This window comes from Sarcina ventriculi (assembly GCF_900456775.1).
In the GTDB taxonomy this organism is placed as follows: Bacteria; Bacillota; Clostridia; order Clostridiales; family Clostridiaceae; genus Sarcina; species Sarcina ventriculi.
Genome location: NZ_UAUL01000001.1, coordinates 334,372 through 357,957 on the forward strand (window position 1 = coordinate 334,372; position 23,586 = coordinate 357,957).

Annotated in this window: 19 protein-coding genes and 1 other annotated feature; of the genes, 2 read left to right on the plus strand and 17 right to left on the minus strand. The window is 27.4% G+C overall.

Annotated features, from left to right (window positions below; genetic code table 11):
- Window positions 1–3 precede the first annotated feature (3 nt).
- From DR020_RS01515 to DR020_RS01580, 14 genes are all read right to left on the minus strand, one after another.
- Window positions 4–708: a lysophospholipid acyltransferase family protein gene (locus DR020_RS01515; RefSeq protein ID WP_055258455.1), complete on the minus strand. Its 705-nt coding sequence runs from the start codon at window positions 706–708 to the stop codon at window positions 4–6.
- Between the two features lie 51 nt (window positions 709–759).
- Window positions 760–1,746 carry a tRNA epoxyqueuosine(34) reductase QueG gene (gene queG / locus DR020_RS01520; RefSeq protein ID WP_112365075.1) on the minus strand — a complete coding sequence of 329 codons (987 nt, stop codon included), beginning with the start codon at window positions 1,744–1,746 and terminating at the stop codon, window positions 760–762.
- 15 nt (window positions 1,747–1,761) lie between these two features.
- The gene (gene epsC, locus DR020_RS01525; RefSeq protein ID WP_055258451.1) at window positions 1,762–2,346 is read right to left on the minus strand and encodes a serine O-acetyltransferase EpsC; all 585 of its coding nucleotides are present in this window, start codon (window positions 2,344–2,346) and stop codon (window positions 1,762–1,764) included.
- A 19-nt stretch (window positions 2,347–2,365) separates the two neighbouring features.
- Window positions 2,366–3,274 (minus strand): cysteine synthase A, encoded by a 909-nt coding sequence (gene cysK, locus DR020_RS01530; RefSeq protein ID WP_055258449.1) that lies wholly within the window; start codon window positions 3,272–3,274, stop codon window positions 2,366–2,368.
- Between the two features lie 177 nt (window positions 3,275–3,451).
- Window positions 3,452–3,681 (minus strand) — a binding site (T-box leader).
- A gap of 68 nt (window positions 3,682–3,749) precedes the next feature.
- Window positions 3,750–5,018, minus strand: coding sequence for a magnesium transporter (locus tag DR020_RS01535; protein WP_055258447.1), 1,269 nt, complete (start codon window positions 5,016–5,018; stop codon window positions 3,750–3,752).
- A 354-nt stretch (window positions 5,019–5,372) separates the two neighbouring features.
- Complete coding sequence (locus tag DR020_RS01540) at window positions 5,373–6,257, minus strand: YegS/Rv2252/BmrU family lipid kinase (RefSeq protein ID WP_112365076.1); 885 nt, start codon at window positions 6,255–6,257, stop codon at window positions 5,373–5,375.
- A 257-nt stretch (window positions 6,258–6,514) separates the two neighbouring features.
- Window positions 6,515–7,072, minus strand: a complete 558-nt coding sequence (locus DR020_RS01545; protein WP_055258443.1) for a rubrerythrin family protein — start codon at window positions 7,070–7,072, stop codon at window positions 6,515–6,517.
- Between the two features lie 362 nt (window positions 7,073–7,434).
- The gene (locus tag DR020_RS01550; RefSeq protein ID WP_055258650.1) at window positions 7,435–8,787 is read right to left on the minus strand and encodes a SpoVR family protein; all 1,353 of its coding nucleotides are present in this window, start codon (window positions 8,785–8,787) and stop codon (window positions 7,435–7,437) included.
- A 17-nt stretch (window positions 8,788–8,804) separates the two neighbouring features.
- Window positions 8,805–9,989 carry a sporulation protein YhbH gene (yhbH, locus tag DR020_RS01555; RefSeq protein ID WP_055258441.1) on the minus strand — a complete coding sequence of 395 codons (1,185 nt, stop codon included), beginning with the start codon at window positions 9,987–9,989 and terminating at the stop codon, window positions 8,805–8,807.
- A gap of 4 nt (window positions 9,990–9,993) precedes the next feature.
- The gene (locus DR020_RS01560) at window positions 9,994–11,916 is read right to left on the minus strand and encodes a PrkA family serine protein kinase (protein WP_112365077.1); all 1,923 of its coding nucleotides are present in this window, start codon (window positions 11,914–11,916) and stop codon (window positions 9,994–9,996) included.
- A gap of 122 nt (window positions 11,917–12,038) precedes the next feature.
- On the minus strand, window positions 12,039–13,817 hold the full coding sequence (gene recQ / locus DR020_RS01565; RefSeq protein WP_112365078.1) for a DNA helicase RecQ: 1,779 nt from the start codon (window positions 13,815–13,817) through the stop codon (window positions 12,039–12,041).
- Between the two features lie 162 nt (window positions 13,818–13,979).
- On the minus strand, window positions 13,980–14,372 hold the full coding sequence (locus DR020_RS01570; protein ID WP_055258435.1) for a DUF4430 domain-containing protein: 393 nt from the start codon (window positions 14,370–14,372) through the stop codon (window positions 13,980–13,982).
- Between the two features lie 53 nt (window positions 14,373–14,425).
- Window positions 14,426–16,285: an ABC transporter ATP-binding protein gene (locus DR020_RS01575; protein ID WP_055258433.1), complete on the minus strand. Its 1,860-nt coding sequence runs from the start codon at window positions 16,283–16,285 to the stop codon at window positions 14,426–14,428.
- Window positions 16,278–18,533, minus strand: coding sequence for an ABC transporter ATP-binding protein (locus tag DR020_RS01580; protein ID WP_055258431.1), 2,256 nt, complete (start codon window positions 18,531–18,533; stop codon window positions 16,278–16,280). Before DR020_RS01580 ends, DR020_RS01575 begins: the two co-directional genes overlap by 8 nt.
- A gap of 186 nt (window positions 18,534–18,719) precedes the next feature.
- Between DR020_RS01580 and DR020_RS01585 the strand changes: the two genes are divergently transcribed.
- Window positions 18,720–19,163 (plus strand): MarR family winged helix-turn-helix transcriptional regulator, encoded by a 444-nt coding sequence (locus DR020_RS01585; RefSeq protein ID WP_058992907.1) that lies wholly within the window; start codon window positions 18,720–18,722, stop codon window positions 19,161–19,163.
- Between the two features lie 115 nt (window positions 19,164–19,278).
- Here DR020_RS01585 and DR020_RS12220 read toward each other — a convergent pair whose 3' ends face one another.
- Window positions 19,279–19,431, minus strand: coding sequence for a hypothetical protein (locus DR020_RS12220; protein ID WP_156304290.1), 153 nt, complete (start codon window positions 19,429–19,431; stop codon window positions 19,279–19,281).
- A gap of 298 nt (window positions 19,432–19,729) precedes the next feature.
- Between DR020_RS12220 and DR020_RS01590 the strand changes: the two genes are divergently transcribed.
- Complete coding sequence (locus tag DR020_RS01590; RefSeq protein WP_112365079.1) at window positions 19,730–20,647, plus strand: patatin-like phospholipase family protein; 918 nt, start codon at window positions 19,730–19,732, stop codon at window positions 20,645–20,647.
- 73 nt (window positions 20,648–20,720) lie between these two features.
- Here the strand turns inward: DR020_RS01590 and melB are convergent, their stop codons facing one another.
- A complete protein-coding gene (gene melB / locus DR020_RS01595) occupies window positions 20,721–22,097 on the minus strand; it encodes a melibiose:sodium transporter MelB (RefSeq protein WP_112365080.1) in 1,377 nt (458 codons plus the stop codon).
- Window positions 22,098–22,573: 476 nt separating this feature from the next.
- Window positions 22,574–23,581, minus strand: a complete 1,008-nt coding sequence (locus tag DR020_RS01600; RefSeq protein WP_055258422.1) for a LacI family DNA-binding transcriptional regulator — start codon at window positions 23,579–23,581, stop codon at window positions 22,574–22,576.
- Window positions 23,582–23,586 lie beyond the last annotated feature (5 nt).

Sequence of the window (23,586 nt, forward strand, 5' to 3'; positions counted from 1 at the left end):
AATTTAATCCTTATATACTCCCTTATAACTATCTGGTAATAAATTAGCTACGCTTTTCATAATATATGTCAAAGCTCTATCATCATACTCATGCTTATCTTCGCCCTTTTCTTTTGTTGGCAAAGTGATTGGCTTTCCAAAAACAACATCTACTTTAGCATTTTCAAAATGTTCAGCCCCCATATCTGTATCATTTATAGGCATAAGTTTTTCTGTCCCTATAAGCCCAAAAGGAACTATCTTAGCTTTAGTCAATCTTGCTATTAATAAAACTCCTTTTTTAGCTTCAATCATAGATGCCGTTCTACTTCTTGTTCCCTCTGGAAACATGACTATATTTTGACCACTTTTAACCTCTTTAACTATCTTATTTAGTGATTCTTTATCTGCTGTGTTTGGCACAATATTAATTGTCTTTAACAATCTAGCCCCTAAATAAGTTAGAGCTTTATCATCTAATTTAACCCCAGCTATATAATATGGATCATATATATTTCTTATAATTCTATCAACTATAAGACCATCTGCATTGCTTAAATGGTTTCCTATAAAAATAAATGGCCCTTCTTCATTTTTTATTTCTTCTAAACCGTGTACATGAAGGTCTGCATACTTATCTAATATACTATTTACAACTTTACTTGCAAGTGGTACAAATAGAAAATCTGGCATTTTTACTATTATGCCCATACCAAAACGCTTTAACATCTAAATTATCCTTTCCATTCTTACAAAAATTCTTAACTTTAGCTCTAAATATTATACCTTATTTAGCAGTAAAAGTCTATTTTTATACTCCTCTAGATATGGTGATTCAAAGCTATAATCTTCTATATTTTTATTTTCTATTAAGTACATTTTTATAAGTGAATTTCTTATAAGTATATTTTTTCCTCTCCATCCGCAAGATGTTGTTTTAAATGTTTCTTTAAACTTTGAGTTAGTTAAAGATAGTATGCTTTCAGTACATATATTATTGTTCATAAAATCTAATGGTTTAAATTCATTTATACCAGAATAAGCTATATCTTTATTACATGGACAGCTATTTTGACATGTATCACACCCAAATATTCTTCCCTTCATAAGATATAAATATTTATCATTAATTTCTTTTTTTTGGGTAATATACGACATACATATATTACAATTTTTCTTTTTATCATTTATAGAATTGGTTGGACATGCAGTATAACATCTATTACATTCTGTACATGGTGTATTATCTAATTGCTTAATATCCTTTGTATCAATATCTAAATCAGTTATTATTTCTCCTAAAAATACAAAAGACCCATATTTTTTAGTTATAAGCATATTATTTTTTCCAATAAATCCAATGCCACTTAGGTAAGCAATATATCTTTCTGGAAGAGTATTGCTGTCTACAAATGACATTGCTTTTCCTCCAATCTTTTCTATAAATTCACATATTTTATCTAAATAACTTTTAACTACTCTATGATAATCTAATCCTCTTGTATAAAGCGAAAAACCGTTGCTATTATAAACACCATCATGCAGATAAGGGAAAGCTATAGATATTATAGTTTTCCCTTCTTGCATATAATGATTGGGATTTATTCTTTTTTCTATATCCACTTCCTCAAATTCATTTTCTAATCCCTCATCTTTTCTATAATTATAAAATTTTCTAAGCTCACTAAATTCTCTACATGGAGTAAATCCTATCAAATCTAAACCTAAGTCTGCACAATATTTAACTATCTGTCCTTTAATATCCACTTCTTAACCCCTTTATTATATAGTCATATTATTATATATTTTTCTTATATTACCATTAATATCTATTATCTCTATAATCTCTTCTTTCCCTTTAATTTTATTAACAGCTGGAATCCCAACTGTTGTACTATCATCTGGTACATCTTTTAAAACTACTGAATTAGCTCCTATTTTAACATTATTTCCAATATTTATTGGTCCTAAAACTTTAGCACCACATCCAATTACAACATTATTTCCTACCGTTGGATGCCTTTTACCTGTATCTTTTCCTGTTCCACCTAAAGTTACTCCATGATATATTAAAACATCATCTCCAATCTCAGCTGTTTCACCTATAACAACACCCATTCCATGGTCTATAAAAAGTCCTTTTCCAATTGTAGCTCCTGGATGTATTTCTATACCAGTAAAAAATCTAGATATTTGAGATAACAATCTTGCTAAAAAAAAATGTTTTTTCTTATATAATTTATGAGCTATTCTATGATTTATCAAAGCGTGTATTGATGGATAAAGTAAAAGAACCTCAAAAGCACTTCTTGCAGCAGGGTCATTTTTTAAAACAATTTGGATATCATATTTCAGATTTTTAAACACTTTTAATCACATCCTAAGTTTAGTCATATAACCCTGATGAGAAATATTTTTCTCCTCCATCTGGAGATATAACAACTATTTTTTTATCTCTACCTAATTTCTTAGCTATCTCTATACCAGCGTAAAGAGCTGCTCCTGAAGAAATACCTATTAAAACACCTTCCTTAGTTGCAAATTCTTTAGCCACTTTATAAGAATCTTCATCTGAAACCTCAAAAATTTCATCAACAATATCTTTTGAATACACTCCTGGAACAAATCCTGCACCTATACCTTGTATCTTATGAGCTCCAGGATTTCCACCTGAAAGCACTGGAGATTTTTCTGGCTCTACTGCAACTACCTTTACATCTGGTTTTAATTCTTTTAATTTTCTTCCAACACCTACTATTGTTCCACCACTACCAACTCCAGCAACAAAAACATCAATATCTGGAATGTCTCTTAAAATTTCTTCTGCTGTTGTTTCATAATGCTTTTGAGGATTTGCCTTATTCTCAAATTGCTGTGGCATGAAATATCCTTTTTCCTTAACTAATTTTTCTGCCATTTCTATGGCACCTTTCATTCCTTTTTTTCCTTCAGTTAAAACCAATTCTGCACCATAAGCTTTTATCATATCACGTCTCTCTTTACTCATAGTTTCAGGCATTACTATAACTACTTTATAACCTTTTAATTTACCAACCAAAGCAATTCCAATCCCTGTATTTCCACTTGTTGGCTCTACAATAACGCTACCACTTTTTAATATACCGTCTTTTTCAGCCTTCTCTATCATTCCTAAAGCAGCTCTATCTTTAATGCTTAAACCTGGGTTAAACTTTTCAAGCTTTATAAAAACCTCACCATCATTTTCATCTGTCATATTATTAACTCTCAACACAGGAGTATTTCCTATTAATTCTAATGCGCTATTTACTAACATAATTATAACTTCCTTTCTAAAAAAAATTTATTTTCTAATGATATATCTTATATATTTACCTAATCACTAATTCCATTTATAAAACATTTTTAATCATATTTTATATACATAAAATTAATATTTTTCTTTTAAATCAAGAAATTTCTTACAAATCATAAAAAACTTCGACTCTATAAATATAGAGACGAAGTATAAATTCGTGGTTCCACTCTAGTTTAGGTTATAAAAACCCCTCTTTATGGCAAAGCCTCTTACTATAACGGGTAAGCACCGAATTCTCCTACTACCTTAAGTTTCAGATTACTGCTCCAAAGCGCACTTCTTATAAAACATTAATGAAAGTTCTCAGCTTAATCTTTCTCTCTGTAATCTAGTTTTATAATACTCTACTTTATCATCGCATTTATTCCGAGTATTTTGATATGATTTCCTTATAGTTAAATTATATTCAAAAATTTTCAAAAGTCAACTATTATTAATTTGCTTTTTTAAATTTCTTTTTCCAACTATGTGGTAGCAATTCATCTAAAATATCATGTATTAACACAATCCCCACAAGCTTCTCCTCATAATCCACAACAGGTATAGATATAAGATCGTATTTTATAGCTATTTCAGCTGCTTCTCCTATATTATTATCTATTTTTACGTTTATACCTAACGTATGCATTATATTGGTTATTTTTTCTTTTTCTTGATTTAAAATCAAATCCCTAAGTGTTACAACACCTTTTAATCTATCATTGTTATCTGTTATATAAACATAGTTCATAACTTCCTCGTCTGCATTAAGTTCCCTCAAAAGCTCTAAGGTTTCACCTACGCTTAACTCTATATTAAAAGATATAAAATCTTTATTCATAATGCTACCTACAGATTCATCCTCATAAGATAAAAGCTCCTTAATCTCTTCAGCATCATCAGTTTCAAGTGACATTAACACCTTTTCTCGCTCTTCTTCATTAAGGTCGTCTAAAATATCTGCAATTTCATCATTTGGTATATTTTCAAAAAGTTCTGCTGTCTTAGATTGAGAAAGTTCTCTTATTATACTGCCTTGAAACTCTGGATCAATTTCTTCCAATGTATCTGCTGCTAAATCTTCATTTAAATTTTCTAAAACTTTGGTTCTACTCTTTGAATCTAACTCCTCTAAAATATCAGCTAAATCAGCTGGATGAAGCTTTTCTAATTTTTTATATGAAATAGATAACTTTAAATTATTATCATTGCACATTTCAAGAGATGCTACATCATCCCAAACGACTACTTTTTCTTCAAATTTGCCCTTAAATATATTGCTTAAAAATTTTGCTAAAGATTCTAAACCATATCTTCTAAATCTTACTATTTTACCACTTTCAACAGCTACAATTCTATACTCTCCAGCCAATTCTACTATTCTTAAATCATCTACTCGTATAACTTTTTTTCCATTTATATCTACAATTTTTTTATTTAACAAGTTTTCAGATAAAAGATAGGAGTAGCTTCTAGCTAATATCTCTTTACTGCCCTTAATTTTTATAATTATCTTTCCATTATCCCTAGATAAAAATTCTATATTCCTAAATTCATAATTACAAATTCCACTTTCAGTTTTTACCTTATATCCTATAAATTTAGGATATCCATCATCAGTCGTTACATATATATCCTTTAAAATCCCTAAAACTTCATTAAATTCATCATATATCTTTTTATTTAATATATTTCTGTAAAGAAAAACAGTTAACTTTTCCATATGTTTCCTCCTTAACTCATTTTAAAAGAGAAGGAAAAGTTATACTATCTAATAATTACATTTTAGATGTTTCCCTTCTCTAAATGTTATATTAAATTTATACTTAATGTCCACAGGGACACCCTCCATGTAAATTCACCACCTTAAAACAATTTTCTTACTTATATTTTATGCTATATTGTAAAATTTTTGTATAATTTTTAAAAAATTATCATAATGTAATTTTATTATTTTTATATTTATTTTTCTAGTAATTTTGAAATATTTAATCTAGTTTTCAAATATTTTTATTGCTAATTTATATAAAATGAAAAATATAACTTCAAGCTTTAGTGAAGTTATATTTAAAAAGCACTATAATTTATTTACACCAAGAACTTCTATGCCATCTTTTATACAACTAACTCTTAACGGAAAATCTGGTCCCTTCTCACCATCTATATCAGTTACTATGCCTTCTGTTGATTCAATTAATAACTCTTTTGTCTTCACATACTCAACTCGAGGATCATCCATATGCTCACCCATCATAAATTTTAAAAATACATGTATAAATTCTGCAATATGACAAGATTTTAATATAAAAACATCTAAAAGACCATCATCCACCTTAGCGTCTAATGCTATTTTAAATCCACCAGCTGTTTGCCCATTAAAAACAAGTATTAAATACATAGGAGTATCATAAATCTTCCCATTGGCAGTTATTTTCACATCTAAACTTCTAAATTTAGGTAATTGTTCAATTCCTTTTATATAATAAGCAAGTTTACCTAAAGTATTTTTTAAATTTGTATCTGTCTTTTGTGACACATCAGTGAAAAGCCCAGTTGATAACACATTTACAAAATATTTATCATTAACATGACCAATATCTATCTTCATAGGTTCTGAGTTTAATATTTTCTCTATATCATTATCTATATTATTTGTCATTCCTAAAAATCTAGCAAAATCATTAGCTGTTCCTACTGGCAAAATTCCTATAGGTAATTCTATGCCTTCTTGTTTCATAGCATTTACCACACTATCTATTGTTCCATCTCCACCAGCTATTAAAATGTATTTATAATATTCATCAATATCTTTAAATGCCTCTTTGATATCTACACCTCTTTCAATTCTATAAGGTATAATGGTATATCCTTTTTTTTGATGCATATCTATTATTTTATCTATTTCCTTTAAAATAGCTCCTTCTCCTGAGTACGGATTATAAATAAATTTAACTTTATTCATTTTTATCCCCCTTTACATATATAATAAAAGTAAATTATAAGCATAATACTATTTAACTTATATTTGAAATTTTAATTTAATACTCATATTTTTATATTATGTATTAAATATAGAATAATAAGACATATATTTATATACAATTTTATAAATTAATCTGCTCAAAAATTATAGCATTTTAAAAAAATATTGTCGACTTTAACAAAGAAAGTCTGTATCCATTAATTGAACACAGACCTTTTTATTACATCTTATTAATATTATTTTTCTTTTACTGACTCTTTTGTACAACTATCTTCTTTAAAAAAAGATTGTGGATATTTACATAATGGACATTTTTCTGGCGCTTCCTCACCTTCATGTATATAACCACAATTTAAGCAAATCCATTTTGTAGATTTTTTACTTTCAAACATCTTTCCATTCTTTACTTTTTCATAAAGCTTTAAAAATCTTTTTTGATGTTCTTCTTCAACTTCTCTTAATTCTTTAAAAAAATGTGCAATCTCTTTAAAACCTTCTTTTCTTGCAGTTTCCTCATAACCTTTATATATGTCTTTAAACTCTTCAGTTTCACCTATGGCAGCTGCCATAAGATTTTCCTCAGTATCTTTAATACATTCTAAGTACCTTTTATAAGCCTCTCTAGCATGGGCATACTCATTTTCAGCTGTAATATTAAATATCTCTGAGACCCACATGTATCCTTCTTCTTTTGCTTTTTCTGAAAACAAATTATATTTAGTCCTAGCTCTACATTCTCCTGCAAAAGTTTTATACAAATTTTTCTCTGTTTCGCTACCTTTTAAAGTTTTCATTTGTTACTCCTGTAAAAATTACTTTTGCTATTATAATATTCATTAAATTCATTTTGGCTACTTAATACCTTATATAAATATATATAATATTTAATTAATATATTGTCATTCTCATTTAATATTAATATATATAATTTCATTTAAGTGTTATTTTCATTTGACAAACTGCTTGTATTAGTATACATTTATATTAAATGTATGTATTCTGGTATGTGGTTTAGCTGTAATAAATCATATTCCTCTTAACTCATAAAAGAGCATTGTAGTTAATCCAATGCTCTTTTATTCTTATTTAAAATTACAATATCAATTAATATATTATTATCAATTAAAAATACAATAAATTAATATCAAAATTAAATTTACTTCTCATCACAAGTTAAGACAATATCTGTACCATCTTTACTCTTAGTTGTTAAAGTGACTTTTCTTTTCCATAAATTATTTATATATTTCAAAGTCTTTTTAGCATAAACACTTTCAAGTTCTCTACCATCAAAAACATGTTCTAAGTGAAGAGAATAATCACGTGGATCAAGTTCTACAACTCTTATATATGGTATAGAACCTACTCCACAATCATCTGCTATATTATTTCTGATTTCTCTCCAACCTTGTTCATCTGCAACTTCTTCAACAACATAATCAAATCCACGTTTTCCATACTTAAAAAGATTAAGTTCCGCACAAAGTTCTTCCGTTAAATATTTCCTTATAAAAGAATTATCTCTTTCTAATGCTCTAACCTCAAAGATTTTATCTCTACCATATCTTTTTTCAATATCTTGAAAAATTCTAAATCCTACATAATATGGATTTAGTCCATACGGAATTGGAGCGACTACATCATTATGTCTTTTCAAAAATTCTAAATGAAGTCCAGTTGGAAGATTTAATTCCTTTAAAATATTATAGTGCCAAAAGCTTGCCCAACCTTCATTCATTATTTTTGTTTCAATTTGAGGAAGAAAATATAAGCTCTCCCTTCTAACTATTTGAAGTATTGTTCTTTCCCAATCTTGTAAATTGCCAAACTCAATTATAAATTGCATAACATCATCATCTGGACTTAATGGAACTTTAGATATATTAGGCATAGGAATTTCTTTATTTTCATCTAAAATAGTTCTAGCATCTCTTAGCCTATTATATTCTTCTATAGCCTTTTTTCTTTGTTCTCCTTGAGAAACTCTTATATCATTAACTATTCTAGGTGTTTGAAACCTTATCGCATGAGCTGCGTCTAAAACTCTTTCAACCTCGCAATACCCAATACTTGGATCATTTATATAACTTCTTATTGTATCTGCTCCACGTTTAAACATCTCTACTGTACTATCTGCATCCGTTCCCTCTTTAAATAATCTGTTATTTTTAAAGAAATCATTATGCCCATAAACATGTGCCATTGTTAATATTTGAAGAAGAAGTGTATTATCTTTCATTAAATAAGCTAAACATGGGTTTGAATTTATCACCATTTCGTAAGGAAGACCTGTCATATTTAATTGATATAAAGTTTTGTTTTTTTCATATGACTTACCATAACTCCAATGTGGATATCTAGATGGCATACCCACATAAGATTCATAAGCTAGCATATCATTATACCCTACAATTTCATATTCTTGTGGATAATAATCAAGCCCCACTTTATTTACTATTTTTTCAATCTTTTCATGCCACTGCATTAAATCTTTTAAATTATAATCTATACTCACTTAAGTCTCACCTACCCTTCATCTTCGAGTTCTTTAGATAACATAAATTTTATGGCATTCCAAAGATCTTTTTTCTCTTTAACCACTACTGATGCAAATTTCTTTTGTTTTATTTCTTTAGAAAATCTATAATACATAGTAGTTGAATAAGTAGATGGTAAAAGTTCTATATAACCAAATAAATTGCTAATTTCAGATAATTCATTAACTGCTTTAATTGCTTTTTCATTATCTTCACTCCAGTTATCACCATCAGAAGCATAAAAAGGATATATATTCCACATATCTGGATTATACTTTTTCTTTATTAATTCTAAAGCTACATTAAGCCCTGAAGAAATATAAGTTCCTCCAGATTCTCCCTTATGGAAAAATTCATATTCATTTACAACTTTTGCGGAGGTTGTATGAGATATAAATTCAAAAGCAATATTGTTATATTTTTTTCTTAAAAATTTAGATAAAACAAAGAAAAATGATCTAGCTAAATATTTTTTAGTAGTATCCATAGAACCTGAAACGTCCATTATAAATATCATAACTGCATTACTTTCTTTTCTTGGTTTTTTCTTAACTCTATGATATCTCAAATCTTCATCTCTAAATGGAAATCTTTGAATTTCACTTTCATTTAATCCACTTTCTAAAAGAGCTCGCTTTTTTCCTTGCTTTCTAGCTATTTTAGCCATTACTGTTTTCTTTTTAGCAAGTCTAGGTCTTATACCATACTTTTGATACCCTCTTTTGCGTCCTGCAGATTCCACTATTATTTCTGAATATTTCTTTTTATCTAAATTAGGAAGATTTAAATCTTCTACAATATAATCTAAAAGTTCTTCTAAAGTTATTTCAGTTTCATATATGTCAGACCCTTCTTGATTTCCTGCCTGACCTTTTCCTTGCCCCTTTTGAGATTTACCATTAGATGAACCTATTTTATCCCCTCTCTTTTCACTACCATCACCTGTTGTTACCCCTTTGTTACTCTCTCCGTATATAAACTGATACTCCTTTAAACCCCTTATAGGAATTTTAAATTTTTTATTTTTAGCTTCACCTATTATACTTTCTTCTGATAAAATATCACCTAGATTTTCTTTTATGGATTTTTCAACTAACTGCCTATGTCGTCTCCTATCTTCCATTGCTCTATCATATTCAATTTGGTTTTCACCCTTATCTCTGAATATAGCCATAGAACTAATCCTTCCACAAGTTATTAGCAGCGTATTTTAAAATTACATCACAGCAATGTGGACAGTATCCATTTTCAGTTAATTGTTCTACCATAGCATTATATTTTTCATCTTGTTCTTTATCTCTAACTCTTGATTTAGTTATTATTCTAGAAAGGTCTTTAACAGACGCTGTTAATTTCTTTTCTATCGCTTCTTTTAATGGCTCATAGGAAGTGTAATCTAATTTTCCACCATTTCTAATTACATAGAACATATAAGATGTAACATCTGCTCTAAAGCCTTTAGCTGAAGATTCTGAAATTCCTATTTGTTCTTCTATACTTCTCATAAAATCTTCATCAGGATTTAACTCTTCCCCTGTTGAATCATCTTTTATTTTATTTTTATTTGTATAAGCTTCCGCATTGTCTAAATAATTATTAAATAAGCTTTCAGCTTGTTCTCTAAACGAATGAATAAATGCCTTAGTTATCTCTTTTTCAAGAATCTTGTTATACTCTTTTCTTATCGTATCTTGAATATAAACTAGATATTTCTTCTTATCATCTTGAGATATATCTAAATCTTTAACTGACTTTATTATACTTTCCATCATGCTTAAAGGGTTTATGCAGTTATGCTCAGAATTAGATAATGCATTATCTATTGCCTTAACTATAAATCTTGTAGATATACCCTTCATACCCTCCATAGGTCCTGCTTCTTCTCTAAGCTCTCCTATGTCTATTTTTTTAGTTGAACCCTTTTCAACTATATCTTCACCATTATATATTCTAAGTTTTGTAACTGGATCTACCTTCATTGATGGTGCAAGTCTTGAAAGCGTTGCAAACATAGCTGCAATTTCTATAGTATGAGGTGCTATATGAGCATTAAAATTTGATTTTTTAAGTATTTTTTCATAAATCTTTTGCTCTGCACTTGACTCTAAACAATAAGGAACTTCTATCTTTACGATTCTATCTAAGATGGCTTCATTTGTATGGTCTGATTTAAATTTATTCCACTCAGCTTCATTTGAATGAGCTATTATAAGACCATCAAAATAAATCATTGAACCCTTTCCAGGAGATGGGATTGATTTTTCTTGGGTTGCAGTAATTATTGTATGCAAGTATTCAACATCATTTTTAAATACCTCTATAAACTCAACAAGCCCTCTATTACCAACATTAAATGCTCCATTTAAAGAGAATATTCTAGGGTCATCCTCTGGATACATATCCATTTTTGATATATCAATAGATCCAGTTAAAATTGAAGTATCTTGATTGTTTGGATCAACTGGTGGAACAACACCTACACCTTTTCTTGAACGAATAGAAAAATCTGTAGACACAACTGGCATTTCTTCATATCTTCCATCATACTCATGAAGTAATCTATACTTACATACAGGACATAAATCCCCTTCTATTTGAACTCCTAAATTGTCTTCAAATTTCTTTCTTAAGTGTTTAGGTATTAAATGAAGTGGCTCTTCATGCATAGGACAACCTTTTATTGCATATATAGATGGTGCTACCTCTAGTAATTTTTTAATAGATTCAACTAAAGATGACTTACCAGCACCAACTGGCCCAACTAAATATAGAACCTGTCTTGCCTCTTCACCTTTCATAGATGCTGAATACATATAATTCATAAGTTTCATTATAACTTTATCTATTCCAAAAAAATCATCTTTAAAGAAATTATATCTTTTTATTTTTTCATTCCCATATATTTTTTTTATTTTAGGATTATCTTCAGGCTTTAATACTTCAACTCCCTGTTCAATTATCATGTCATATATTCTTTTATGGGCAAGTTTAACTATATCAGGATTTTTTCTTACAAGCTCTAAATAATCTAAAAAAGTTCCCTCAAATTTCTCACTATTATGATTTTCTCTATCATTCTCTATAAACTCTTTAAAATTCATTATTATCCCTCCCTTTACCCTTAATATATTCACATATATTATAAATATATGACAAAAAATAATGCTTTTACTAAGTTTATCAAATTAGTAAAAGCATCATTTTCTCCTCTCCATAATAACTATTAATTTTTTTCTTTTAAATTATTGTAATAAGAATTAATAAGATTTATTATAGCTTCTCCATATTTAAAAATTTTCTTTTCTCCAAGCCCTTTAACACTAAATAATTCATCAATTGTTCTAGGTGAAATTTTTATAATATCCATAATAGTTGTGTCTGAAAATACCATATATGGTCTTATGCTTTCCTTATTAGATAAATTTTTTCTTAAAATTTTAAACCTTCTAAACAATTCCTCATCTAAAGGAGTATAATCTAACGGATTTAATTTAACTAAAGCTTTTTCTTTTCCCTTTAAAATATTTATAGATTTCTTATTTAATTTCACCATCGAATAAGTTCCTTTTTTTCTATCTATGTATCCAGCATCTATTAATGATTTTATAATTTCTTTTATTATCTTATTTGAAGATCCCTTCATTATTCCAAAAGTTGTAAGATTATAAAATCCCTTTTCTTCAATTTTAGGACCTCTAATTCCTTTTAAAATATCTATTAAAACGCTTTCTCCAACTAATTCTTTAGTTCTATAAACACAAGATAATATTTTTTGCGCCTCTATTGTTATATCTAAAACTTCTTCATTGTTTAAACAGTTGCTACAATTATTACAATACGGAGTTATATCTTTTTCATTAAAGTAATTTAAAATATATTCTCTATAACATTTATCATACTCGCAAAATTTTATCATATCATTTAATTTTTTTATATTTATTTCCTTACGATTAAATTCATAATTTAAATTAACTATATAATCTAGCCTTTTAATATCATCTCTAGAATATAAAAGATGACATACTGCTTTTTCTCCATCCCTTCCGCCTCTTCCAATTTCTTGATAATAACTTTCTATATTTTTTGGAAAAGTAAAATGTATAATAAACCTTATATTTTCTTTATCAATTCCCATACCAAAAGCATTTGTTGCTATCATAATATCCTTATCATCATTAAAAAAACTCTTTTGATAATATTCCTTTTCTGAATCTGATAACCCTGCATGATATTTTAGAACTGAAAAATTCAAATCATTTAAGTAATCATATAAAGCTTCAACTTCTTTTCTAGTTAAACAGTATATTATACCTGACTTTTCTTCATTCTCCTTTAAAAAATCCCTAATAAATTCTAATTTATCAATTTCCTTATGAACATTAATCTCTAAATTTTCTCTATCAAAACTACCTTTATATATATAAGGATTATTTAAATTTAAAAGCTTTATAGAATCTTCTAAAACCTCTTTAGTTGCAGTTGCTGTAAAAGCACTCACAACAGGTCTATTTCTAAAAATCCTAACAAATCCCTCTATATCTCTATAACTTTTTCTAAAATCATGTCCCCACATAGATATGCAATGAGCCTCATCTATTGCTATTTGAGATATATTAAGTGTCTTTATTGCATTTATAAAATAATTATTTTTAAGCCTTTCAGGAGATATGTATAAAAGTTTAACCTGCCCTAAATAACACATATCTATAATTTCTTTTACTTCATCTAAAGTATTTGTACTATTTATATATTTAGCTTTTATCCCTATATTATTTATATTATCAACTTGATCTTTCATAAGAGCTATAAGTGGAGAAATTACAATAGTTATTCCATCAAAAATAAATGCTGGAATTTGATAACAAATAGACTTTCCTCCACCTGTTGGCATTATACAAAAACTATCTCTTTTTTTTAAAATATTATTTATTATCTCAAATTGTCCATTTCTAAATTCTTTATATCCAAAAAGTCTATTTAAAACTTTTATTGGTCTCTCCATTATTCTATTCTCTCCTAAATTTTAATATTATTCATCTTTATTAGAGTATATTTTAGCACATTACTGCTTTAAAATATATTATTAATAATTTTAACCATCATCTAAATCTTATATCATTATATAAAAACACATTATCCCATTGTTTGAGATAATGTGTTTTTATTAATTGCTTACTAAGTCAAATTCTACACGATCATTATTTTTAATTTCAATATTATTTATTGGAGTTTTAGTCACATTGCCATTTATCGAAAGTTCCCATGTTTGTCCGTTATTATCAGCTTCAAGCCCATTTACACTAGTTACTGTATAATTGTTTCCACTCTCAACTCCAGATATTATACCTAATGGTTTTAAAGCATCTAATAAAGTATCTTTACTTGTCTTTATAGTGTATGTTTTATCTACATTTTTAGTATTATCAACAACTGTTATAGTTATTGTTTTTTGATCAATTTCTTTTATTGCTTTTGGAAGGCTTATATATATATTTAAGCCAAATACAATTACTAAAAGTGCAATAAGACCTGCTATAATTAGTTTTCTATTTTTCATAAAATTCTCCTGAAAAAGTTTAATCTTTATGTTTATTATTCTTATATAATTTTTTAACTTACACTGTCAAATTGACTGTTATATAAAGATGAATAGAATCCTCCCTTAGCCATTAACTCATCATGATTTCCTTGTTCTATAATATCTCCATCTTTCATAACTAATATAAGATCTGCATCTTGTATTGTTGATAACCTGTGAGCTATTATAAAACTTGTTCTTCCCTTCATTAAGTTATCCATAGCCTTTTGTATTAAAACTTCAGTACGAGTATCAACTGAACTTGTAGCTTCATCCAATATAAGAATTTTAGGGTCTGCTAAAATAGCACGTGCTATTGTTAAAAGTTGCTTTTGACCTTGTGATATATTAGATGCTTCTTCATTTAGTTCCATATTATATCCATCAGGAAGTGCTTCTATAAAGTGATTTGCATGAGCAGCTTTTATAGCTTCTATAACATCTTCATCACTAGCTGTTAATTTTCCATATCTTATATTTTCCATTATACTTCCATTATATAACCATGTTTCTTGAAGTACCATACCAAATAAATCTCTTAAATCATTACGATTGAAATCTCTAATATCATGACCATCAATCATAATTGAGCCTTTATTTATATCATAAAAACGCATAAGAAGTTTTACAATTGTAGTTTTACCAGCTCCTGTTGGACCAACTATTGCAACTCTTTGTCCAGCCTTAATATTAGCTGTAAAATCATTTATTATTATTTTATCTTCATTATATCCAAAGCTAACATCTTTAAATGCAACATCTCCTTTAATATTAACATCTCTAACTGGATTTTCAATAACTTGAACTTCCTCTTCTTCATCTAGGAATTCAAATACTCTTTCACAAGCTGCTGCTGTTGTTTGCATAAGATTAGCCACTTGAGTTAATTGTGCTATAGGTTGTGTAAATGATCTTATATATTGGATAAATGCTAATATATCACCTACTTGTATTGCACCTAAAATAGTAAGGTATCCTCCAACTATTGACATTAAAACATATCCAAAATTTCCTATAAAATTCATTATAGGCATCATAAGACCTGATAAAAATTGAGACTTCCATGCTGAAGAATATAAAGTTTTATTTAACTTTTCAAAGGATTCATAAGCACTATCTTCTCCATTAAATGCCTTTACTACATTATGTCCTCCGTATATTTCTTCTACTTCACCATTTACTTTTCCTAAATACTTTTGTTGTTCTGTAAAATACTTTTGAGATTTTTTAACTATAGAACCCATAAGTAATCCTGAAACTGGTAGAATTATTATTGCAATTAACGTCATAATCCAACTTATAGAGAACATCATTATAAGCACACCAATTAGTGTAACTATTGATGTTATAACTTGTGTTAAACTTTGATTTAAGTTTTCACTTATCATTCCTACATCATTAGTTAATATAGATAAAACATCACCCTTACTTCTTTTATCAAAATATTTAAGAGGCATACGGTTCATTTTTTCTGATATTTGTTTTCTAAAACTATAGGACATTTTTTGCACTATCCCAGCAACTATATAAGACTGTATATATGAAAAACCTGCACTTAGCAAATATAATACTAAAAGCACCAAAAGTATTTTTCCTATGGCTATAAAATTAATTCCAGCCGAATTGGTTCCAAGTATTTTTCCCATTATACCACTATATATTTCAGTTGTTGCATTTCCTAAAATTTTAGGCCCAACAATTGAAAATATTGAACTTAATATAGCAAAAATCACTACTACAACCAATGATAATCTATATGGTTTTAAATAACTTAAAAGTTTTCCCATAGCTTTCTTAAAATCTTTAGCTTTTTGAGGCGAACCTTGTTGTTTTTGTCCACGTCCCATCCCCATACCACTGCTTTGAGGGTTACTCTTACTTTTATTACTCATTATATAACTCCTCCTTTGAAAGTTGTGATAAGGCTATTTGTTTGTAAACATCACAGGTATCTAAAAGTTCTCTATGTGTTCCCATACCAACTATTTTACCTTCATCTATAACTAATATTTTATTAGCTTTTAATATTGTACTAACTCTTTGTGCTACTAAAATAACAGTACTATCTCCTGTATTTTCCTTTAATGCTTTACGAAGTTTAGAATCAGTTTTAAAATCTAAAGCTGAAAAACTATCATCAAATATATATATATCTGGTCTTTTAGCAATAGCTCTTGCAATAGATAGTCTTTGTTTTTGCCCACCAGATACATTTGCTCCTCCTTGAGATATTCTAGACTCCAATCCATCTGGTTTTTGTTCTATAAATTCCTTAGATTGAGAAATATCTACCGCAAATTTTACATCATCATCATTTATCTTATCATTGTTATATTTTATATTACTATCAATAGTACCTGAGAATAGTACTCCTTTTTGAGGAACGTATCCTATTTTTTCTCTTAAATCATGTTGTGATACATCTTTTACATTAACCCCATCTACTAAAACTTCACCTTCTGTTGCATCATAAAATCTTGGTATTAAGTTAATGATTGTTGACTTTCCACTACCTGTACTACCTATAATAGCCGTAGTTTCCCCTGGCTTTGCTGTAAATGTTATGTTAGTTAAAACATTTTGTTCTGCTGATGGATATTTAAATGATACATTTCTAAATTCAACTAATCCTTTTTTATTTTCATCAAAAGACTTAATTTCTTTAGGATCTTTTATGCTTGGTTCAGTTTCTAAAATTTCATCTATACGTTGAGCTGAAACTGCAGCACGAGGTAACATTATAGATAACATTGTTACCATTACAAACGCCATTATTATAAGCATAACATATTGTATAAACGCCATCATGTCCCCAACTTGCATTGTACCATTGTTAATTTTATATGCTCCAACCCATACTATCGCAATTGTTGACACATTCATAATAAGTATAACAAGTGGCATCATAACTGATGTTACACGTGTTACAAAAAGAGTTGTTTTAGTTAAATCTTTATTTACATCATCAAATCTTTCTTCCTCATGTTTTTGAGTTGTAAAAGCTCTTATTACAAGCATACCTGTTAAATTTTCACGTATTACTAAATTAACTTTATCTACAAGTTTTTGTACCTTTTTATACTTAGGTACTGCAATAGCAAATATTACAACCACACACCCTATGATAACTAAAATTATAACTCCTATAAGCCAAGACATAGAAGCATTAGTATATAAAACTTCTATAAAACCTCCAATTCCTAAAATTGGTGCATAAAACACTAATCTTAAAAACATAACCATAAGATTTTGAACCTGCTGAACATCGTTAGCACTTCTTGTAATTAACGAAGCCGTAGAAAATTTATCAAGTTCTGAATTTGAAAAACTCATAACTTTTTTAAATATTTTTCCTCTAAGATTCATACCAATTTTAGCTGCTACCTTTGAAGCTATAAAAGTTACAACGATAGACGCTATCATACTTATAAGAGCAATTACAACCATAATTATACCCACTTTCCAGATATAATTACTTTGAAGTTTATTTACGTTAACACCAATTGCCTCATATTGAGTTTTAATATATGTAACAGCTGTTTGAGTTACTAAACTCTCTGGCATATTGTTTATCTTAGCATCTATTTCACTTACAATTTGGTCTAATTGATCTTTAGGAAGCGTTTGAAGCACAGTAAATATTCCTGCATTTTCATACTTAGCAGCCTCACTTGCTGGAAGATTACTTAATAAAGCTGCTTTAAGTTCATTTCCCTTTGATCCCTTCTCTAACATTTGAACCAAAAGTATTGGTTTTCCTAAAATATTATTTAGTGTAGTTAATTGACTACTATTTGTATTGTCCAATACATAAAGAGCTTCATTTGCTAAAGCTGGATATTTTTTTACATAAGAATCATATTGTTCTTTAGATAAATTCCCTTTATCTATAAGCTTATAATCTTGTTCTACCGTCTGTTTATCATTACTTGACATAAACAATAGTATTTTGTCTAATTCTGATTCTTGTATAACACTTGGTACTGAGTTTTCTATACCGTTTTGTTGAATACCAATATCTACAATATTAGATGTGTAGTTTGGTAAAGCTAAGTTTGCCATAGCTTGTATTGCTAGAAATATCACTATTACAATAACTGCAAAAACTGAGCCCTTTAGGTATCTCATTAGTTTAACCATTTATACTATTTTCCCCTCTCCGATGTTTATTTTTTTAAATTTATCTAATATTAGTATATAAAGATTATAAATTTATAACTATTATAAGTCAATAATTTTTATATTTGTATAAACTTTTTTATTAGTTTATAATTTAATATATAATTGCTAATTTATTTTAAAAAATTTTTCATAGAGGAGCTTTTTATGGATAATATCGATTTAAATAAGGTATCTAGTACCTTACTTCATTTATCTTTTTCACTTAATAAAATAATATTCAATAATACAGAACTTACTAAAGGATTATCTATTCCAATATCTCATGTGAGAGTTTTGTTTTGCCTCCAAAAAAATGGTTCTATGTCCATAAGTGAAATTGCTAAAAGACTTGGTATGTATAAACCTAATATGACACCTATTTTAGACAAATTAATTCAAGAGGGATTTATTATAAGAAGTGAAGATCCAAAAGATAGACGAATTTTAAGAATACAACATACAAAAAAAGCTGATGATTTTTTAAATGAGCAAATGAAAAAACTTGAACAAATATTTGCAAATAAAATGTTTATTTTATCAAAAGATGATTTAATTACTTTAATAAATTCATCAGCAGAACTTAATAATATTTTGTTAAAACTAGAATAAAATATATGTATAAATAGTGTTGATTTTAAATAAAAATTATCTTAATTTTAAATCAACACTATATAAATAATAAATAAAAACAAATACATCTTTCATATAATAAATTAATTTTTTATCATTCACATTTTAAATTTACTTCTGTTACATAAGGTGATACTCTAAGAGGCTTCTTCTGTGGATTTTTTATATAAGCTAAATTACTAAAATCAATAAGCACACTTGTTATAAATACACATACTAAGGCATTGATAAAAATATTTTTTTTCATATCTATCACCATCCTTATAATCAAAAATATATAATTTTATAAATTATATATTTTAACTACCTAATAATTTTATCTAAAGTTATTTGTTATAATTGTTTAAGTTATCAAGAAAGAATATCTATATTTAATTTACTTACTATTAATATTGTAAGTAATAAATCATTTATTATTAACTTTATTTCTGTATTTTATGTATTTATTTATATTAACTATCTATTTTATTATTTTTATGGCTTTAATTTAATAACTTATCCATTATATTATTCATATAATGTAAAAAAATATATTAGGTGATTTTATGTACGCAGATATAGTATGTGAAGGTGGTGGAGTTAAAGGCATTTCTTTAGTTGGGTCTATAAATTGTTTAGAAGACCATGGATATGAATTTAAAAAAATGGCTGGAGTATCTGCTGGTGCAATTATTACTTCTTTGCTTGCTGTTGGTTACAATGGAGATGAATTAAAAAATTTAGTTTTAAATTTAAATTATAATAAATTAATTTTTAATACTAGATTAAATCAGATATTTTATACATTAAAAGGTGGTATAAATCTTTTTTTAAAAAAAGGAATATATTCTACTAAAAATATTGAAAATTATCTTTACAATCTTTATCTTGCAAAAGGAAAAACTAAATTTAAATATATTTCAATAAATAACGAAAGTCCCCTTAAAGTGTTAGCATCTGATATTACGAATAAAAAGCTTATAATTCTTCCTGATGATTTACCAAATTATGAAATAGATCCTATGGAATTTGAAATATCTAAAGCTGTTGTTATGAGTATGAGTATTCCTTTTTATTTTTTTCCTTTTATTTTCAAAACTCCCTCTGAAAAAAATCTTATAGTTGATGGTGGACTTATTAGTAATTTTCCAATTTGGATATTTGATTCTAAAAAAGTCCCTCGTTGGCCAACATTTGGATTAAAATTAAAAGAAGATGATATATTACATTTAGAAAGAAGCCACTCACTTTTTTCCTATATATCAGACATAATTCAGACAGCTCTTACACATAATGAAAATATTCATTTGGAAAACAAAGATGCTGTTAGAACAATAGAACTTCCAACTCTAAGTATTAAAACTACTGATTTTAATTTAAATAAAAGTAAAGTTTTAAGTCTTTATAAGTCTGGATACAAGGCTACTGAAAATTTTATAAACTCATGGTCTTTTCAAAGATATGTAAATGATTATAGAAATTAAAATTTTCAAACAAAAAAGCTACATGATAATTGCCTTTCACGTAGCTTTTTGTTTCATATTTTATATATTTATGTTATATAACTGGCTCTAAATCATTTGATCTTTTAGCTTCTAATTCTTCTAACATATCATCATGATATTTTCCGTTAATTTTATAGAATTTTTTATATATTACATAGCTTAAAACACTAACTATAGCCGGTATAATTACCATTATTACTCTCATACCTAAAATAGTTTGAGCTGTTTGTTGAGCATTTGCTACATATCCAACTATTGTTAAACCAACTCCAACCAACCATCCACTAACAGCAGATGCAGATTTAACCAATAGTGTTTGGCATGAAAATACTATACTTTCATTTCTTGAGCCTAATTTAACTTCACCATAATCAACAATATCTGCAAGCATTACTGTAGAAGAAGCTAAAGTTAATCCTGAACCAAATTTTAATATTATTCCTGATATAGCTACAAATACTGCATTTTGAGGAAGTATAAATCCTGCACCCAACAACATGAATAATCCTATAACTGGAAGAAATGCTGCTATTTTAAATACCCTTGGTCTACCAAGCTTTTTAGTTAACATTGGGAATAATACTAAAGCACTCATTTCTGCAATACCAGAAAAAGCTGTATATACTGGGAATAGGTTTTCATTGCCTACAACATATTTAAAATAATAAATAGCCATTCCACCTGATAATTGCATAACCAAATTATAAGCTAATACTATTCCTATAAAAACTACAAGTTGATCATTACTTGCTATTATTTTAAAAGATTCTTTCAATGTTACCTTTTTAGCTTTTTTATTATTTACCACTGTTGCTGATGAATCTTTAACATTTATGCAAGTTATAGTTATAGTTGCTACAAACACTATTGCTACTACTATTCCAAAACCAAAGAAACCCTTTACTTGATCTCCCCCACCTAATTTAGATACTATAATAAGACCAAAAGTTGATACTGTAAGTCCACCTAAACTTGCAAATATTCTAGGAATAACTGATATTTTTTCTCTTTCTTCCTTATCTTGAGCAAGAGATGGTATCATTGACCAATAAGGGATATCCATTATTGTATAAGTCATACCCCAAAGTATATACATAGCTGCATAATACGCCATTAATCCTGTTGGAGATAAATTTGGTTTAAAAAATAAAAATACTATTACTATTGCATTTATTATTGTTCCAATAAAAATCCAAGGTCTAAATTTACCCCATTTTGTTCTCGTATTATCAACTATCATTCCCATAGCCGGATCATTAAAAGCATCCCAAATTCTTGCAACTAAAAATAACGTCCCTACAAAAGCAGGTGCTAAACCTATTACATCAGTAAAATAAAACATTAAATATGTTCCAACAATACCGTAAGCTAAGTCTTTACCCAAAGCACCTAAACCATAAGAATATTTTTCCTTAAAAGTTAGTTTCATTTTGCTCCCCCTTTTCAATTCTACAAATAAAACGTATTCATTTATTTTACAATTAAATGTTAACATAGAGGTAAATAAATTTCAATAAATTTACTGTAATTTTTATTTATTTTTTACTATATTTTTAATTTATATTTATTTTTTCTATTTTACCATTTGCTAACGTTATCTTTTATTAAATCAATTATTTCTAGTTTAAAGTTAGATATTTTACTCAATTTATATTGTTTACATATAAAAAAATATATAATCCGTTTATTTTATATAAATATTTCTAAACAAAAATAGCAGTTATTTAAATAACTGCTATTTTTAACGTCATACTTATTAATTTAAAGTATTTTGCTTATATTAAACTTATTCTTTATATTAAAGTTCTAAATATTTCATTGATAATTTAATCACATATTTTACTATAATTTTATTAAAATTTTCAAAAAATATATAAGAACTTATTTTAATAAAATACTATATAATTAAAGTTTTTTACAACTTTCTCTTTTTATAAGTTTGGTAGGAAGGACTATTTTTCTCCCTAAATCTCTCTTTTGCTTTATTCTATCTAATAAAGTTTCAACAGCCACTTCGCCCATAGTATCTTTATAAACTCTAACAGTTGTTAAAGAAGGTGCTAAAAATTGCGCTGTATATATATCATCAAAACCTATTATACTAATATCATCTGGAATTTTTAAACCTGCTTCAAATACAGCTTTATAAGCTCCTATTGCCATAGGATCACTGGCAACAAAAAAAGCTGTTGGTCTTTCTTTATTATTTAAAGCTTTTTTCATAAGATTATAACCATCTTCTGGTAAAAACCTACCTGTTAATATCCATTCCTTTTTATAACAACCAATCGATTCCATAAACTCTTTATAAGTTTTTTCACGATAGTTTGTAAAAATAGATTTTTCATTTCTTGAATAGCATAATCCACCAATATATCCTATATCCCTATGTCCTAAACTATATAAATATTCCATAGATTCTTTGACAGCATTTTTAAAATCTACAACTATGCTATCATAAATTTTTTCATTAGGTGAAGAATCAACAAAAACTAAATTTTTTGATATTTTTTTCATCTTTTCTATATCTGTATTATCAAAAATTCCTATGGCGATTATTCCATCTAAATTATTGTAATCATTAAAATTCCCATTTAAAACCCTTTGGAAATCAATATTTCTAAAATTCACTTCTTCTTCACTACATTTTCTCTCTACAGCCATTCTTATAGATAAAAAATATGGATCATTTATCTCTTGAATATCAGTATACCAATATACTATTCCCACATTATAAGTTTTTCCTTTGTTTTTTCTTTCTTTTATAGTTATATAATTAAGCTCTTCAGCTACCTCTAATACTCTTTTTCTAGTTTCATCAGAAACATTTAAGGTTTCATCTAAATTTAAAACTCTAGATACAGTAGCAATAGAAACCCCAACAATACTTGCTATGTCTTTAATTGTTGCCATCATTG